Origin of the sequence: Streptosporangium sp. NPDC002721 (assembly GCF_042888905.1) — a bacterium.
Taxonomy (GTDB): domain Bacteria; phylum Actinomycetota; class Actinomycetes; order Streptosporangiales; family Streptosporangiaceae; genus Streptosporangium.
Window position 1 is genome coordinate 518,281 of the sequence record NZ_JBIAQI010000001.1, and the last position, 15,762, is coordinate 534,042.

16 protein-coding genes are annotated in these 15,762 nt (G+C 72.7%); 9 read left to right on the forward strand and 7 right to left on the reverse strand.

Going from position 1 to position 15,762, the window contains the following annotated elements:
• Positions 1-31 precede the first annotated feature (31 nt).
• A complete protein-coding gene (locus ACFYWM_RS02090) occupies positions 32-532 on the reverse strand; it encodes a calmodulin-binding protein (RefSeq protein WP_389907437.1) in 501 nt (166 codons plus the stop codon).
• Between the two features lie 322 nt (positions 533-854).
• Here ACFYWM_RS02090 and ACFYWM_RS02095 point away from each other — a divergent pair, with 322 nt between their 5' ends.
• Positions 855-1,526: a DUF1524 domain-containing protein gene (locus tag ACFYWM_RS02095; protein ID WP_389907439.1), complete on the forward strand. Its 672-nt coding sequence runs from the start codon at positions 855-857 to the stop codon at positions 1,524-1,526.
• Complete coding sequence (locus tag ACFYWM_RS02100) at positions 1,523-1,798, forward strand: hypothetical protein (RefSeq protein ID WP_389907441.1); 276 nt, start codon at positions 1,523-1,525, stop codon at positions 1,796-1,798. Before ACFYWM_RS02095 ends, ACFYWM_RS02100 begins: the two co-directional genes overlap by 4 nt.
• 208 nt (positions 1,799-2,006) lie before the next feature.
• Here ACFYWM_RS02100 and ACFYWM_RS02105 read toward each other — a convergent pair whose 3' ends face one another.
• From ACFYWM_RS02105 to ACFYWM_RS02115, 3 genes are all read right to left on the reverse strand, one after another.
• A complete protein-coding gene (locus tag ACFYWM_RS02105; protein WP_389907443.1) occupies positions 2,007-4,256 on the reverse strand; it encodes a hypothetical protein in 2,250 nt (749 codons plus the stop codon).
• Between the two features lie 1,004 nt (positions 4,257-5,260).
• Positions 5,261-6,364, reverse strand: coding sequence for a mannose-6-phosphate isomerase, class I (gene manA, locus ACFYWM_RS02110; protein WP_389907445.1), 1,104 nt, complete (start codon positions 6,362-6,364; stop codon positions 5,261-5,263).
• Positions 6,361-6,504 (reverse strand): hypothetical protein, encoded by a 144-nt coding sequence (locus tag ACFYWM_RS02115; RefSeq protein WP_389907447.1) that lies wholly within the window; start codon positions 6,502-6,504, stop codon positions 6,361-6,363. Before ACFYWM_RS02115 ends, manA begins: the two co-directional genes overlap by 4 nt.
• A 357-nt stretch (positions 6,505-6,861) precedes the next feature.
• Between ACFYWM_RS02115 and ACFYWM_RS02120 the strand changes: the two genes are divergently transcribed.
• The 3 genes from ACFYWM_RS02120 to ACFYWM_RS02130 are packed head-to-tail and all read left to right on the forward strand — an operon-like array spanning position 6,862 to position 9,734.
• Positions 6,862-7,770 carry a hypothetical protein gene (locus ACFYWM_RS02120; protein ID WP_389907449.1) on the forward strand — a complete coding sequence of 303 codons (909 nt, stop codon included), beginning with the start codon at positions 6,862-6,864 and terminating at the stop codon, positions 7,768-7,770.
• Between the two features lie 13 nt (positions 7,771-7,783).
• Positions 7,784-9,049: a sensor histidine kinase gene (locus tag ACFYWM_RS02125; protein WP_389907450.1), complete on the forward strand. Its 1,266-nt coding sequence runs from the start codon at positions 7,784-7,786 to the stop codon at positions 9,047-9,049.
• A gap of 19 nt (positions 9,050-9,068) precedes the next feature.
• On the forward strand, positions 9,069-9,734 hold the full coding sequence (locus ACFYWM_RS02130) for a LuxR C-terminal-related transcriptional regulator (protein ID WP_389907452.1): 666 nt from the start codon (positions 9,069-9,071) through the stop codon (positions 9,732-9,734).
• A 341-nt stretch (positions 9,735-10,075) separates the two neighbouring features.
• On the opposite strand, the gene ACFYWM_RS02135 is transcribed toward ACFYWM_RS02130, so the two are convergent.
• On the reverse strand, positions 10,076-10,546 hold the full coding sequence (locus ACFYWM_RS02135) for a hypothetical protein (RefSeq protein WP_389907454.1): 471 nt from the start codon (positions 10,544-10,546) through the stop codon (positions 10,076-10,078).
• 1 nt (position 10,547) lies between these two features.
• On the opposite strand from ACFYWM_RS02135, the gene ACFYWM_RS02140 reads away from it, so the two are divergent.
• Both ACFYWM_RS02140 and rfbC read left to right on the forward strand, forming a co-directional pair.
• On the forward strand, positions 10,548-11,264 hold the full coding sequence (locus ACFYWM_RS02140) for a DUF1996 domain-containing protein (protein ID WP_389907456.1): 717 nt from the start codon (positions 10,548-10,550) through the stop codon (positions 11,262-11,264).
• A gap of 207 nt (positions 11,265-11,471) precedes the next feature.
• Complete coding sequence (gene rfbC, locus ACFYWM_RS02145; protein WP_389907458.1) at positions 11,472-12,071, forward strand: dTDP-4-dehydrorhamnose 3,5-epimerase; 600 nt, start codon at positions 11,472-11,474, stop codon at positions 12,069-12,071.
• A gap of 100 nt (positions 12,072-12,171) precedes the next feature.
• Here the strand turns inward: rfbC and rfbB are convergent, their stop codons facing one another.
• Positions 12,172-13,155 (reverse strand): dTDP-glucose 4,6-dehydratase, encoded by a 984-nt coding sequence (rfbB, locus tag ACFYWM_RS02150; RefSeq protein ID WP_389907460.1) that lies wholly within the window; start codon positions 13,153-13,155, stop codon positions 12,172-12,174.
• A 378-nt stretch (positions 13,156-13,533) separates the two neighbouring features.
• On the opposite strand from rfbB, the gene rfbA reads away from it, so the two are divergent.
• Positions 13,534-14,406: a glucose-1-phosphate thymidylyltransferase RfbA gene (gene rfbA, locus ACFYWM_RS02155; RefSeq protein ID WP_389907462.1), complete on the forward strand. Its 873-nt coding sequence runs from the start codon at positions 13,534-13,536 to the stop codon at positions 14,404-14,406.
• Positions 14,407-14,513: 107 nt separating this feature from the next.
• A complete protein-coding gene (locus tag ACFYWM_RS02160) occupies positions 14,514-14,855 on the forward strand; it encodes a DUF5988 family protein (protein WP_389907464.1) in 342 nt (113 codons plus the stop codon).
• Between the two features lie 110 nt (positions 14,856-14,965).
• On the opposite strand, the gene ACFYWM_RS02165 is transcribed toward ACFYWM_RS02160, so the two are convergent.
• Positions 14,966-15,733 (reverse strand): TetR/AcrR family transcriptional regulator, encoded by a 768-nt coding sequence (locus ACFYWM_RS02165; protein ID WP_389907466.1) that lies wholly within the window; start codon positions 15,731-15,733, stop codon positions 14,966-14,968.
• Between the last annotated feature and the right edge of the window lie 29 nt (positions 15,734-15,762).

A 15,762-nucleotide genomic window follows, 5' to 3' on the forward strand; every position in this document is an offset into this window, starting at 1 on the left:
GGTGGCCGTACGCGAACCCGCCTGGCGGGCGTCAGGGGGCGGGGACCTCGGCGACGAGCCTGGAGGTCCAGGGGCAGAAGAAGCAGCCGGGCAGGAAGGCGCCGCACGCCTCGTCGAGGTGCTCCTCGACGTAGGAGAGCGTCGCGTCGCAGACCTCGATGGCCATCTGGAAGAAGTCGATCGTGTTCGGGTCGAGGTGGAAGCCGTAGGCGGGGTTGTACGGGGCCGGCCTCTTGATGATCCGGCCCATGACGTGCGTCCGCTCGGTCTCCTGGCCGCTGAGGATCCGCCGGGCGTGCCTGATCTTCTCGGGGTCGGTGAGCTTGATGACGAACGGCCTGGGGGAGCCGGCGGTCGTCATCGTGAAGTAGACCGGCTCGGACTCGGCGGCCGGTGAGGGCGCGTCGGTCCGCACGGTGAGGGGCGTCGCGCAGGCGCGCGTCGCGGGTGCGGCCTGGGCGGGTACGGCCATCATGGTGGCGAGCATCGCGATGACGGCCAGACAGCCGGTCCTGCTGAAGAGACGTCGCACGGGTTCCTCCTGGGGCCTGCGGGCCGTGACCATCACGGCCCCACCGCTCTTCTAGGGCCCCTCACCCACCGGCCACCCGGTCCCACGCCGATTTTGATCAATGCGTCTCCGCCCCTTACCGCGACTTTCCCCGCCGCCGCTCCCGCGCTTACGGTCGCCGGGGCCGGCCGCGGCCGGCCGTCGCCCGAGGCGGCTCCGGACAGCCGCTCCCGTGAGAGCCGCCCCCGCGAGGAGGGAATGTTCTCCCACGTGTCCGCCACTCTCCGTGGCGGCGACGGCGTTTCTCGTTACTCCAGGCGATCGCTGCTGGTAGTGGTGGCACATGCTGACACGACAACGGTGCCGTACGGCCGCCGCCCTCACAGCCCTGCCCGCCCTCCTCGTCACCCTCGCCGGGCCGTCGGCCGCCACGGTCAGGCTGCCCGAGCCGTCGGTCCCGCCGATCGCCCGCGCCGAGCTGAACCTGCTGGTCGTCGCGGAGCCACGGTCGATGGACGGCTACGGCCGGGACCGCTTCCCGCACTGGAGCCCGAGCGGCCCGGCCTGCGACACCCGCGAGACCGTGCTGGCGCGCGACGGCCAGAACGTGCGGCGCGACGACGACTGCCGGGCGGTGTCGGGCTCCTGGTACTCGGCGTACGACGGGCGGACCCTCAGCTCGGTCAAGGAGGTCGACGTCAGCCACATCGTGCCGCCGGCCAACGCCTGGCGCTCCGGCGCCGACACCTGGACCGACGCCGAGCGCGAGAACTTCGCCAACGACCTGGAACGGCCGCAGCTGCTCGCCGTCTCCGCCGCGTCGAACAGGGACAGGGACGACCGGGGGCCCGAGGCGTGGAAGCCGCCGCTCGCCGCCTCCCGCTGCATGTACGCCCGCGCCTGGGCGGACGTGAAGTACCACTACCGCCTCACCGTCACCGCCGAGGAGAAGGCCGCCCTCGCCGAGATGCTCGACACCTGCCGCCCGCAGCCGGCCGGCGAGAAACGCGGGTGAGCGACGTGACCGGCCGCGAACACTACGACAACCAGGTACTCGCCGGGCCCGGCGGGGTGATGACCGACGAGGTGGGGGTCATCACCGGTGACCTCGTCGTCCGCACCGAGGTCCACGACGACCAGGCCCACGTCGCGGTGCAGTACCTCGGGGCGGAGGAGTGGTACACCCTGACCGGCAGCCCCGCCCCGCTGGCCGGTCACACCGGCGAGGAGGTGCACGAGGCGGTGCTGGCCGCCATCCAGGCGGGCCTGCCCGGCGGGCTCGGCTGATCCCGCCCGGCTCCGGTCGTGCTCCGGTCGCGGCTCCGGCTCCGGCTTCGGCTTCGGCTTCGGCTCCGGCTTCGGCTTCGGCTCTGGTCGTGGCCCTGGCCCTGACTACGGTCCCGGTCCCGGTCCCGGCTCGGTCGTGACCTCGGTCGAGGCTCGGCTCCCGGTCCCGGGCCCGGTCGCGGGACCGGGCGGGACGGGGCCGAGGAGCTCACGCCGGTCTGGCGAGCCGGGCGAAGGAGAGCACGACGACCGTCGACAGCAGCCAGCCCAGCAGGGCGGCCACGTTCAGCAGCGCCGAGGTGAGCGCGCCCGCCTGGCTGCGCGTCTCGGGGTACCACGTCGCGCGCTGGCCCAGCGAGATGAGCGGGACGACGGTGTCCACCGTGTAGAACAGCGGGTCGAAGCAGCGCACCTGCCCGTCCCCGCACGGCCCGGGACGGGCGCCGCGCCCCGACGCGGTGGCCGTGCCGTCCGCGGGCGCCGTCACGTCGTCCACGGTGACGAGCCTGCCGTCCACCGCGTAGACGTTCCCGCGCGGATCGGTGGCCCGCAGGGTCTCCTGGACCGCGGGGAGCAGCATCATCACGCCGACGAGGGCGAGCAGGGCGCCCAGCAGCCACAGCACCCGGCCCGGCCGGTAGCCGTAGCCGACGGTGAGCCCGTAGAGCAGGTCGCGGGCGTTCCCGAGCAGCCGGCGCGGTGAGCGGCCCCCCGGCGACGGCGCCCGCCTGGCCTGCCGGCGCTGTTCGATGAGGAGCTGTTCGGCCTCGGCCGGATGGCCGTGCTGGCGGAACACCCTGGCCGCCTGCTCGTACGGGCCGGCGTCGAAGGGGGCCATCCCGCGCAGCCAGTCACGACGGGCCCGCCAGTCCCAGGCGCCGTCGAAGCGGTCGTAGACGAATCCCGCGATCAACGAGTCCCGTGGCCATCCGGCCGGGTCGTCGGCGAGCAGCGTGGTGGACGCGCCCGTCAGGTTCACCAGCGGCGGGACGTCGGCCCAGCGCAGGCGCATGCCGCCGCGCGCCGTGGCCGACACAGCCTCGACCCCTCCGGCGAAGGTGCCGCCGTCGCAGTCGATCCGTCCCTCGACCACGCACCGGTTCAGCAGCACCCGGCCCTCGGCGACGAAGCCCTCCCTGAGCAGGACCGACCCCCGTACCACCGCCTGCTGGAGCAGGAGCGCCTCGGCGCCCGGGTTGCGCAGCCGGGCGTGGTGGGCGTCCAGGGCGCCGCCGATCGTCGCGGAGCGGAACCGCAGCCTGCCGCCGGTGGCCTCCATCTCCCGCAGGTCCACCATGCTGTCGACGACCACGCCCTGGGCCGCGACGAGCGAGCTCCTCTCCGGCAGGCTCCACCGGGTTCCCCGGAGGACGAGGCCGCCCCTGATGTGCGCCCCCGCCAGGCGCAGCGTGCCCTGTACCGCCACGCCCTCCTCGACGACGAGGCTGGAGCGCACCTCGGCGTTGGTCAGGTCGAGGGCGCGCCCCCCGCCGACGGTGAGCTCGCAGCCCCGGTGGATCCGGACGGTGCTGAAGGAGCCCATGGAGAGGTTCAGGCCGCCGCCGATCCGGCACTCGCCCTCGACGCCGAAATCCCCGCCCACGAAGAGGCCGGGAGCGTTGATCGCGCTCCCGCCGTCGCGCCTGCTGGAGTATCCGGTGCCGCTGACCACGTCGACGGGCTCGAAGGTGGCGTCGCGGATCAGGAACTGGCCGGAGATCCGGGCGTTGCCCAGCTCGACGCGGCCCCGGACCAGCGGGCGGCGGCCCGTCTGGTCGTCGATGAGGAAGACGCTGCCGCCGATCTGCGCGTCGCCCAGGTCCAGGGCCAGCCCGCGATCGGGACGGGTCAGCCGGGCACCGGTCAGGTCCAGCGAGCCCGCCACCTGGACCCCCAGCAGCCGCATCCCGCCGCGCGCCTCGAAACCGTGCAGCAGCCGGATCGTCCCGCCGACCCGCATCCGGTCGGCCTGGACCGCCCGCATCGCGGAGTCGATGACCGTGTCCAGGCAGAGCAGGCGCCCGCCGATCTCCGACTCGCACAGCCAGACGGCCGCGCTGCGGGAGGTGCTGGCCGAGGTCCACAGGTCGCCGGTGACGCGCGACCTGGACAGGTCCAGGTCGCGGCGGACCCGTAGCCCGTTGGCCAGCAGGCCCGGCACCGTGCAGCCGTCCAGCACCAGCAGGTGCAGGTCGGCGCCCTCCAGCCGGACGGGCCGGTCGAACACGCACCCGGTGAAACGCAGCGGGAAGAGCACCTCCATCCCGCTCAGGTCGAGGTCGCCGCCGATCCTGGCGCCCTGGATCTCCAGCCCGCGCGGGTCTATCTCCTCGCGGCCACGCCGGCACAGCTCACGGATGAGGCCGCCCTCGACGGCGAGTTCCTCGCCGTCCCGAGCCCGCAGGACCTGGCCCGCCGCGCAGGCCCGCAACAGGGTCACCTCGTCGATCACGGTCACGCCGCGCGGCCTCCCGTCGGGCACGAGAAACAGGGGGAAACCGGCTCCCCGGGGGGAGTCGGCCCGGCCACCTTACCCAGGCCGGGAGGGCTCGTGGCCCGGTCTCGACGCGGGGCCGGGACCGGGACCGGGCCTGGGACCAGGGCCGGGTCCGGGACCGCGGCCGTCGGAGGCCGGGTGCCCAGGCCGGTGGCGCGAGCCGGGTCACCCGGCGGCGGGCACCCAGCCACCGGGCCTGTCGCCGCCCCATCGCTCCGGGTGCGACCTTCTCATCACTTCTTGGGAGCGAAACCGTGCCTGACCTCGCCCTTCGTGCAGCGGGGGCAGGGGCGGTACTGCCGGGGGAAGAAGGTGGCCTTCAGCGTGCCCGACCCTCGGCATTTGCGGCATTTCGATAGGTAGTTACGCACCCAATCGTAAAAAACCCATATGACGAGCACGGCGAGGACGAGCAGCACGGGTTCCACGGTGAACTCCCGGTGAGGGTTGCGCGAGGCCTTCCCTCATGACACCCCGTGACGGCGCGGACGCGTTACGTTTTGACGGGCGGTATATCGCCTGCTCATACCGCTTGCGGCGGCTCGCGGCACTGTGATTACCCCTCTATATGGGGTTTCGGGGCCGGGGTGACAAGGGTGCGGGCCGGTCGTCACCCGGACATCGCGGACAGCCGTCGCCGGGACGTCGCGGACACCGGAGAGACCGGCACCCCCGCTCCCGGCTCCCCCCGTTGGAGCCGGGACCGGGACGCTCAGCCGGCCGCGAGGTGCTCGGCTTCGTGGTGCAGTACCTCGACCAGGATCAGCTCCAGATGGAGGTCTGGATCCGCGAGGTCGTCGGACGGTGTCATCGGATACCTCCAGCCTCGCCGGTGGGGACGCCCCGCCCGCCCCGGGGGTGTATCCGCCATACCAGGCCGGTATGAAGGTGAAGGCCCCGCCCGGTGTCCCGCGCGGGGCCTGGCCCTCCGGTCCCGGCGCCCTCGGGGGCCGCCGGGGAGCGTGTCAGTCGGTTCCCGGCTCGGCCCAGAAGACCGTTCCGTGGCCGTGCAGCTCGACGGGCCCGTGGGCCGCGGGGACGAAGACGGACTCGCCGGGGCGCAGGGTGTGCTCGCCGGTCCCGATCTCGCCCTCGGTGCACACCAGGATGCGCGGTACCCCGCCCTCCAGGGTGAGGCCGGGGCCGGGGACAGCCGTGCCGAGGCGGAACTCGGGGACCGGGACCCGGTAGAGGTTGCCGGACGGCTCGATCCGCAGGGCCGGGACCGAGGGGTCGGTGACCCGCAGCAGCTCCTCCACGTCCATCGGCTTGCCGGTCAGCCCGGCGCGCAGCACGTTGTCGGAGCCGCCCATGATCTCCACGCCGAACCCGCTCAGGTAGCAGTGCAGGACCCCGGCGCCCAGGAAGAGCGCCTCGCCGGGCCGCAGCTCGTGGCGCCGCAGGAACAGCGGGGCCAGGCAGGCGGGGTCCTCGGGGTGGATGCCCGCCAGGCGTACGACCAGCTCGTTGTCGGGGCCGCCGGCGGCCGAGGCGGCGCGCGTGATGGCGGTCACGAGATCCGCCCTGCCGTCCTTCGGCCACTCCACCAGCGCGCGGAGCGCGGCGGAGGCGTCCCCGGCGGCCAGCGGCGCGACGACGGGCTTCAGCTCCGCGACGCCCAGGGCGCCGATGAGGGCCGCGGCCTCCTGGGGAGGACGGAATCCGGCCAGCGCGGTGAACGGGGTCAGCGCGCAGATCAGCTCGGGCTTGGGGAACGGGTCGACGTAGGTGCCCCTGGTGAACCCCTCGCGCGCCTGCTCCTGCGAGGGGTGGACCTGGAGCGAGAGCGGCAGGTCCACGGCGATCAGCTTCAGCAGGTACGGCAACCGCGAGCCGAACCGCTCGACGGTCTCCTCGCCCAGCTCGGCGACCGGGTCGGCGGCCACCGTCTCGGCGAGGGAGTGCCAGGTCCCGCCGCGCAGCACCGACGAGGAGCCGGACGGGTGCGTGCCGAACCACATCTCGGCCTCGGGCAGCTCCGCGGGGGAGGGGCGCCCGGCCAGCGTGGCGATGGCCGTGCGCGAGCCCCAGTCGTAGTTCTTCACCGGGTTGCGCAGGAGGTCCGTCATGACGCCTCCACCGATGCGGGCGCGGCGGTGCCGGGCCGTCCGCGGCCGTTCTCCGGCCGGGAGGACCGCAGCGCGGCGGTGCCGCCGGGCCCGGCCTTGCCTGCCGCCGCGCGGGCGGCGGGGATGAAGGAGTCGTTCATGATCCTCTGTGTCCGTGTGAGTCCGGGTGAGTTTGTGTGAGTCCGGGTGAGCTCGGGTGAGCCCGCGAGCGGGAGCCGGGTGAATGTCGCAGCACGCCGATGTTACGCGTCCTCGATGCCGTACGGCCGCCGGGGCGTGCCGGGGACGCCGTACGGCCGCCCGGGGCCGCCAGGACGAAAGTCCCGGTTTCAGGGCCGGGCGGGTCCCGATTTCCGGGCAGGGAACGGGGGTGCGCGGCCGGGACGCGGACCTCCCGCGAGCGGAGAGTGAAACGCGGTGAAAATGGTGTTTACTCAGGTCTGCGCGGCGCGGGTGAGACCGTCTCTCGCGGCGTATCAGGGGACAGGAGGTTCACCGTGGGCACAGGCCGCCGCGCGAGCCGTGAACGCGGGTTCCCGGAGCGGTACCCCTGGGGGCGGCAGACGAGGTACGTGGTTCTCGCCGTCGCGGTGGGAGCCGTCGCGATCGGGGTGCCTCCGTTGCTGATCCCCGAGCGGGACGGTTCGATCACCGCGCGACCCCGGAACGCCCCGCCCGCCGTCACGCTTCCCGGCACGCCCCCGGCGACGCCCGCCGCCACTCCCGAGGCGACCCCAGAGGCCACCTCCGAGGCCGACCCCAAGACCACCGCCGGATCCCGGACGCCGGACCCCGCCGTCTCCCCGAGCGCGTCGAGGAGATCCCGGCCGGCCCTCCGGCCGGAGGCCTCGCCCGCCGTGCGGTCCACCTCCCGCCCCTCCGGTGCCCCCGGGCTCTCCTGCGTCGCCCCCACCGGGTCCGGCGCGGGCCGTACCGTCGAGATCACCTCCACCGGCCCCTCCTGCGCCGTCTACACCGACGTCCTGGACACCGGATGGCAGGCCCTCGGCACCGGGACGAACGTCACGCCCGGACAGAGGCCGCCGGACGGCGAGCAGACCGCGATGAGGGTGCAGAAGAGGGTCAAGAAGCGGGAGGACCCGGCGACGGTGACGCTGCTCGCCGCCTCGCCGTTCACGGTCGGCGGGAACACCACGCTACGTCTGCGGATCTTCGGCGGCCGGGAGTTCGGCACGATCCTGCGGGTCTCCGCCTCGCCGTCCGCCGGTCGCGCGGGCACCCGGACCATGGTGCTCCGGGCGCCCCCGCTCCGCTGGTCCAGCTTCACGCTGCGCGTCGGGGCGCTGACCCCCGGGCGGCTGCGCCGGGTCGACCTGGCCATCGCCACCGACCAGATGCCGCAGGCGTACGAGTTCTTCGTCGACGACATCGTGTTCAGGGGCTGAGGGGGGCAGGACGGTGACACGCTCGCCCGCCTACGCGGTGGACCCCGTGGTGGCGGCGGCGGCACTGTGCCGCGCGGTGATGCTGGGCCGCGCGGCGGTCGTGCTGACCGCGGCCGGGGCCGGGCTGCTGCTGGTGACCGACCGCTGGCGAGTGCTGGCCGTGCTGGCCGTGACCGTCCTCGCCACAGTGGCGGAGGTCACGGTGCTGACCCGGTGGCCGGCCGTCGTACGCAGGGCCCTGCCGGTGATCGCGGCCGACTGGCTCGTCGCCCTCGCGATCCTCGCGCTCAGCAAGGGCGGGATGGCCTACTTCTGCTACGCCGCGGGCTCGGCCGCCCTGGGGGGCGCGTTGCTGGGGATGCGGGCGCTGGCCATCTGGGCGGCCCAGGCCGCGTGCGGCTTCGCGGCCGCGGCCTGGGCCCTGCGGGAGAGCATGCCCCCGCCCGACGTCGCCGCCTTCGTGATGGCCTTCCCGATGACCAGCGTCCTGGCCGGGGTGGGCGGCGCGGTGGCCACCGCCGCCCTGGTCCGCTACATGGACCTGGCCGTGGAGGTGGTGGCCTCCGCCCAGCGCTCGGCGGCGGCCGACGAGCGCGCCCGGCTGGCCAGGGAACTGCACGACTCCGTCAGCAAGACGCTGCGCGGGGTGTCCTTCGCCGCCCTGGCGCTGCCCTCCTCGCTGCGCCGCCAGCCCGCTCTCGCCGAACAGCTGGCCGACACCGTCTCCCGGGGCGCGGAGGCCGCGGCCAGGGAGGCGCGGCAGCTGCTGGAGGGGCTGCGGAGCGACGTGCCCGACCAGGCGTTCGAGGAGACGATCCACGGGCTGTGCCGCTCCTGGTCGCGCCGGTCCGGTGTCGGGGTCCGGATCACCGCCGCCCGCTGCGACCCCGGTGTCGCGGTGCGCTACGAGGTTACCCGCGTCCTGCAGGAGGCCCTGGCCAACGTGCAACGGCACGCCGGCGCGCGGGAGGTCGTCGTACGGCTGACACCGTTCGACGCCTTCCTGGAGCTCGTCGTCGCCGACGACGGCCTCGGCTTCCACGTCCCGCGCGAGCTGGACGGGCTGCAGGCCCGCGGGCACTTCGGGATCGTCGGCATGTCGGAGCGGGCACGAGCCCTGGGGGGCTCGTTGCGCGTGGTGTCCGGCCCGCGCGACGGCACCGTGGTGACGCTGCGGGTGCCGACCTCAGGGGACGCGCCGGGCGCCGGCGAGTTCTCGCGCCGCGCGGTCCCTCCCGCGTCCCTCACGCCGCCGAACGCCGTGGAGCCGTCCCTGTGATCGACGTGGAGCCGTCCCTGTGATCGACGTGCTGGTGGTCGACGACAACCCGATCGTCCGCGCCGCGATGTGCGCCTTCCTGGACGCCGACGACGGGGTGCGGGTCGTGGGCGAGGCGTGCAACGGCCGCGAGGCGCTCGCCGCCGCCCAGCGGCTGAGGCCGGCGGTGACCCTGCTGGACCACCGCATGCCGATCGCGGACGGGCTCTCCGTCCTGGGCGAGCTGGCCCTCCACACGACCGTCCTCGTGCTCACCAGCGACTCCGGCGAGGATCTCATCACCGCGATGCTGCGCGGCGGGGCGCGCGGTTACCTGGTGCACGGCCAGTTCGATCCGCCGGACCTGCTCCGCGCCGTCCACGCCGTCGCCGCCGGACGGGGCTGGCTCTCTCCCGCCGCCGCCTCCGTGGCCACCTCGCTCTTCCGGACCCAGGCGGAGCAGGAGCGCGAGCAGCGCGAGCGCGCCGAGCGCCGCCGCACGGCGCAGACCCGCTACGGGATCACCCGGCGCGAGCGCGACGTGCTGACCCTGCTCTCCCAGGGCCTGTCCAACGCCTCCATCGCGGTGCGCCTGGGACTGACGGAGAAGACCGTCAAGAACCACCTCAGCCAGATCTTCGCCAAGCTCCGGGTGAGCAGCAGGACCGAGGCCGTCATCGTCTGGACGGGGGACCCGCCCGCCTGAGGTCTCGCCGGGCTCCCCGGAAAGCCCGAGCCCGTACCGGGGAAGGTCCGGCACCCCGTCGAGTCCGTCCCAGGGAAAGTCCGGCACCGGCCCGGGTCCTCGGGAAGGCTTGACGGCTCACCGGGCACGTGCCCGGGAAGTGGGCCGTGGTCCTCGGCCGGACCGGGACCTTTGGCCCGGTTCGTGGCCTCCCGCCCGCCGTTAGCGTACGACGCGCCGTCGCACGGGGCGCTCGCCGGACGTGGCAGGGCGCTCCCCGGCGATCAGCCGGCCACGGGACCGTGGCCGCGCTGCGGCCTCACGCTCCACCGGCGGGCCGCGAGCCCGCCTGCACGCCTCGCTCAGCCATCCGAGTAGCAGTCATCCGAGTACCAGCCATCCGAACAGCAGTCATTCGAAAGGACCTTCATGGTCGACCAGAAGCGACGACGGGGCGGGGCCGACGCCGGTCTGCCGGGCGTTCCCGGATTCCGGGCCATCGCGCGGCGGGGACGTCGCCTGGGCCGCGCCGCCGCGACCGCCCTCCTCGCCGCCGGTCTCGTCGTGGCGGTGAGCCCGCCGGCCGCCGCCACGTCGCCCGCGGGTCTCGCCGCGGGGGAGCGGGCGTGGGCACTGCCCGCCGCGTCCTCCACCACGAAGCCGGCCGCCACTCCGGCCGCGACCGCGACCCCGGCCCCGAGGCCGACCTCGACCTCGACCAGGCCGGCCGCGACCCCGACGCCGGCCTCGACCAGGCCGGCCGCGACCCCGAGCCCGACGTTCTCCGGGCCGCCGCCGCGGGCGCAGTACCGGGAGTTCGCGGCGAACTGCACGATGACGCATTACCTGCCGGACGACCCGATCGTTTATCCGGGTCTGGCGGGCGCGGCGCACAATCACACGTTCTTCGGCAACAAGGGGACGGACGCGCGGTCGACGAACGCCTCCCTGGTTTCCGGGCCGACGAGTTGCCAGGATCCGAAGGACGGTTCGGCGTATTGGTCGCCGACGTTGTTGCAGGGCGGTAAGCCGGTCAAGCCGGAGATGGCGACGATCTATTACAAGTCGGGTGTCTCCGATTATCGGACGGTGCAGCCGTTCCCCGTGGGGTTCCGGTTGATCGTCGGTGACACGAAAATGACGTCGGAAGCGGATTTCAAGGGTTACTGGAGTTGCGGCAACGCGAAGTCGAAGGATTTCCCGGCGTCGTGCCCCGCGGGGTCGTCGTTGATCATGCGGCACCAGGCCCCGAGTTGCTGGAACGGCACCGATCTCGACAGCGCGAACCACAAGAGCCACGTGGCGTACCCGGTGCGCGGGGTGTGCCCGGCAAGCCACCCGGTGCCGGTGCCGATGCTGGAGATGAAGATCCCTTACAAGCTTCCCGGGGGCGTCACCAAGGGGCTGTCGTTCTCCTCGGGGGTCAGTTACTCCTTCCACTACGACTTCATGAACGGCTGGGACCAGCAGCGCCAGGTGGCCCTGGTCAAGCACTGCGTCAACGGCGGACGCCAGTGCAACGGCGTCGGCTACGACCGGCACAAGCCGTGACCGGGGTCCGGTAACGCCGCTCCGACCGGCGCGGGGGTGTCACGCGGGCGCGTGACACCCCTGTTCGCGTCCGCAGATGAGGGGTTCCCAAGGTGGGCACGGAACTGAAGACTCCGCTGGGAGGAGGCCCGCGGCGCCCACGGCCTCACCGTCTCACGCCATCCGCCCGTCGGCGGGACGGGGCGTGATCCCCGGAAGGAGACAGTGATGAGCATGCGCCCGCTTGGCATCGACGGCGCGTGGGTGTTCGAGCCGAAGGTGTTCCCCGACAGCCGGGGCAGCTTCCACGAGTGGTTCCACGGAGACGGCTTCCGCGAGACCACCGGCCAGAGCCTGGCCCTCCTGCAGGCGAACCACTCCGTCTCACGCAGGGGGACGCTGCGGGGCGTGCACTTCGCCGACGTCCCGCCCAGCCAGGCGAAGTATCTCAAGTGCGTCAGGGGGGCGGTCTTCGACGTGATCGTCGACATCCGCGTCGGGTCGCCTACCTATGGGCAGTGGGAGTCGGTCCTCCTGGACGACGAGCGGCACCGCTCCGTCTACATCTCCGAGGGGCTCGGCCACGCCTTCATGGCCCTCACCGACGACGCGACCGTGGTCTATCTGTGCTCCGAGGGGTACGCGCCCGGCCGCGAGCACGGGATCAACCCGCTCGACCCCGAGCTGGGGATCGAGTGGCCCGCCGGGGTGGAACCGCTGCTGTCGGAGAAGGACGCGGCGGCGCCGACCCTCGCGCAGGCGCGGCGCGCGGGCATGCTCCCCGTCTACGAGGAGTGCCTCGGCTTCTACGCCAAGCTCCGCGCCTGAACGTGGACACCCGTGCCCCCGTCCCGCACACCCCCGCCCCCAGGCCGGCCCGGGGGCGGGGGTCTCGCGCGACGGGGGCACGGGGACCTGAGGACGGGATTCAGCCGACGCGCGCCCCGGCCTTGAGGGGCTCCCACCAGGCGCGGTTGTCGCGGTACCAGGCCACGGTCTCGGCCAGGCCCGTCGTGAAGTCCTTGCGCGGCCGGTATCCCAGCTCTTCCTTGATCTTGGTCCAGTCGACCGAGTAGCGGCGGTCGTGGCCCTTGCGGTCCTCCACGTAGGCGATGCTGCTCTCGTCGGCGCCGAAGGCCTCCAGGAGGAGGCCGGTGAGCTCCAGGTTGTTCAGCTCGGTGCCGCCGCCGATGTTGTAGACCTCGCCGGGGCGGCCCCCCTCGCGTACCAGCTCGATGCCCCTGACGTGGTCGTCGACGTGCAGCCAGTCGCGGACGTTGAGGCCGTCGCCGTACAGGGGGACCTTCAGCCCGTCGAGCAGGTTGGTGATGAACAGCGGGATGACCTTCTCGGGGAAGTGGTGGGGCCCGTAGTTGTTGGAGCAGCGGGTCACCCGCACGTCCAGGCCGTGGGTGCGGTGGTAGGAGAGCGCCAGCAGGTCACCGGCGGCCTTGGAGGCGGCGTAGGGGGAGTTGGGGCTCAGCGGGTCGGTCTCCGGCCAGGAGCCCTCGGCGATCGAGCCGTAGACCTCGTCGGTGGAGACGTACACGAAGGTCGCGAGCCCGCTGTGGAGGGCGGCGTCCAGGAGTGTCTGGGTGCCCACCACGTTGGTCAGCACGAACTCGGAGGCGCCGAGGATCGACCTGTCGACGTGGGACTCCGCGGCGAAGTGCACCACCTGGTCGTGCTCGGCCACGAGCTTGCCGACGAGCTCCGCGTCGCGGATGTCGCCGTGGACGAACTCGAAGCGGGCGTCGTCGCGGACCCGGTCGAGGTTGGCCGGGTTGCCCGCGTAGGTGAGCTTGTCCAGGACGGTGACCGTGTCGAGGCCGTCGAGGCCGTCCGGGCCGAGAAGGGTGCGTACGTAGTGGGAGCCGATGAAACCGGCGCCTCCCGTGACGAGAATCCTCATCTGAGATCCACCTCGCTGTGGTCGCTGGGCGGGGGAGATCCGGCCCTGCGGCCGGGGGCGTCGCAGGGGCGGTGCCCTTCCGTGAATGCGCGGGTCCTGGAATTCCGGCACGCGCGCCGTATTCCGGTACGCGTACGGTAACTCGCTATTCGGCCGTGATTCACCACCGTGGAATTCCGGCCCGCGGCTCCGACTGTAGGTGGGGGATCCGATGTGAGAAACCCTGATTGCGCCGGTCAAATATTTGGCGATAAGTAGGGGGACAGGGGCGGCGATAGGGGGTTGTTGGCCTTTATGCCCCCTGCGAGTCTTCCGTTACCTGCCGGCTCGCTGCCCGATTGACCTTCAGGCGCCGGCCTCGTCATGAGGGGTTTTTCCGTGAAAGGTATCATTCTCGCAGGTGGTCACGGCACGAGGCTTTATCCGCTGACGCTCGCGGTCTCCAAACAGCTCCTGCCCGTGAACGACAAGCCGATGATCTACTATCCGCTCTCGGCGCTCATGCTCGCGGACATCAGGGAGATTCTGATCATCTCCACGCCGACCGACCTGCCGCAGATCGCCCGCCTGCTGCGGGACGGATCGCACCTGGGTTTGGACATCACCTACGCCCAGCAGGACGAGCCCAGGGGACTGGCCGACGCCTTCATCGTCGGCGCCGACCACATCGGGGGCGACCCGGTGGCCCTGGCGCTGGGCGACAACATCTTCCACGGCAACTCCTTCTTCGACCTCCTCCAGGAGAGTGTCGCCGACCTGGACGGCTGCGTGCTGTTCGGGTACCCGGTCAGCGACCCCGAGCGCTACGGCGTCGGGGAGACCGACGAGAACGGCAGGCTCCTCTCGATCGAGGAGAAGCCGGCCAACCCCCGCTCCAACCGGGCGATCGTCGGCCTGTACCTCTACGACAACGACGTGATCGACATCGCCAAGAACCTCAAGCCGTCCGCCCGCGGCGAGCTGGAGATCACCGACGTCAACCTCACCTACCTCGCACAGGGCAGGGCGCGCCTGCGCGACCTGGGCAGGGGGTTCGCGTGGATGGACGCCGGGACGCCCGAGTCGATCCTCCAGGCCAGCCAGTACGTGCAGGTGCTGGAGAACCGGCAGGGGGTGCGGATCGCCTGCGTCGAGGAGATCGCGCTGCGCATGGGCTTCATCGACGCCGAGGCCTGCGACCGGCTGGGGGCGCGGCTCTCCACCTCCAGCTACGGCCGCTACGTGCGCGCCGTCGCCGCGGAGTTCCGCTGAGCGGTCTCCGCGGCACGGGCGGCGCGGGAGCGGCCCCGGCCGGTCGCGGGCCCTGGCGGGTCCCGGCGGGCCACATCGGCTGAACACACCGACCGGAGGTATTCCAGGTGAGCGTTTCCATCGGTTCCATCGGTTCCATCGGTTCCATCGGTTCCATCGACCGGGGCGGCCAGGAGGGCGCGGCGCGAGAGCGCGCCCTTCCCGGAGCCGTTCCGCCACCGCCCGGCCCGGCGTACGTGGAAGTCGTCCTCGAAGGCGGCCCCGTGGACATCCCGAGGACCCTCCGGGTCGACGAGGCGGTGTTCGCGTACGGGAAGATAAAGATCCCCAGGAAGAACGGCTACGAGCACTTCGAGCGCCCCCTCGCGCCGCCAACCCCCGGCGGCGCGATCCCCGAGGACGACGCGCTGGTTTTCCGATGGACGACCCGGACGAAGATCGCGGAGTAGCCGAGACGCGGCCCCGGCCCGGCGTGGTCCTCCGGTGGGACGGCCTTCCGGTGAAGGCGCCCCCGGGCGGTCCGGGGCGGCTCGCGCCCCGGGACCCCGCCGGGCCGCCTCTATCTCGCCAGGTCGCGCACCGACCCCTGCCGCACGCCGTACCCCGACCCCTTGTCCCGGTCCTCGATCAGGACGGCGAGGCCGTCGAGGAGCCGTCGCAGGCTGAACTCGAACCACTTGTCGATGTCGATCGCGTCGCCCTGCTCCGCGTAGAGCCTGGACAGCATCGGGAACTGCCCGGACTCCAGGATCTCCAGCAGCATCGGCGTCTTGGAGGCGCGCCACTGCCTCGTCGTGACGCCGGTGCGGCGCTCGGCCTCCACCTCGTTCACCAGCAGCAGGGCCGCGCCCTGCACCTGGGCGCTCACCATGATGGCCACCCAGTGCATGGTCGTCGGGTCGAGGCCGAGGCCGTCCATCGCGCGCATCGCCCACTCGACGTCGGCCAGCACGTTGGGCCCGATCGGAGGCTGGGGCGTGGCGATGACCCGCAGCGCCCAGGGGTGCTTGGAGTACATCCCCCACTCCCTCCTGGCGGCGACCTCCAGCCTGGTGCGCCAGCCCCCGGGAACGGGGGAGGGGTAGGAGGTCTCGCCGAAGACGGACTCGACCATCAGCTCGACGAGCGCGTCCTTGCCCGACACGTAGCGGTACAGCGACATCGTGCCCGCGCCCAGCTCGGCCGCGACGCGGCGCATCGACAGCGCGTCGAGCCCTTCGGTGTCGGCGATGTGAACGGCGGTGCGCACGATGCGTTCCGTGCTCAGGCCGCTCGGAGGTACGTAGTGCTCCGCCAGCTGCCCGGTGCCCCCGGCCTGACCGGACACGGCGCGGCCCCCGGAGCCGTTGGTGGACG

What these genes read in the sequence shown, in the direction of transcription:
- rfbB (WP_389907460.1), bottom strand. Translation starts at nt 13,155, where the DNA reads ATGAGGATTCTCGTCACGGGAGGCGCCGGTTTCATCGGCTCCCACTAC.
- rfbC (WP_389907458.1), top strand. Translation starts at nt 11,472, where the DNA reads ATGAGCATGCGCCCGCTTGGCATCGACGGCGCGTGGGTGTTCGAGCCG.
- ACFYWM_RS02140 (WP_389907456.1), top strand. Translation starts at nt 10,548, where the DNA reads ATGACGCATTACCTGCCGGACGACCCGATCGTTTATCCGGGTCTGGCG.
- ACFYWM_RS02115 (WP_389907447.1), bottom strand. Translation starts at nt 6,504, where the DNA reads ATGAACGACTCCTTCATCCCCGCCGCCCGCGCGGCGGCAGGCAAGGCC.
- ACFYWM_RS02095 (WP_389907439.1), top strand. Translation starts at nt 855, where the DNA reads ATGCTGACACGACAACGGTGCCGTACGGCCGCCGCCCTCACAGCCCTG.
- manA (WP_389907445.1), bottom strand. Translation starts at nt 6,364, where the DNA reads ATGACGGACCTCCTGCGCAACCCGGTGAAGAACTACGACTGGGGCTCG.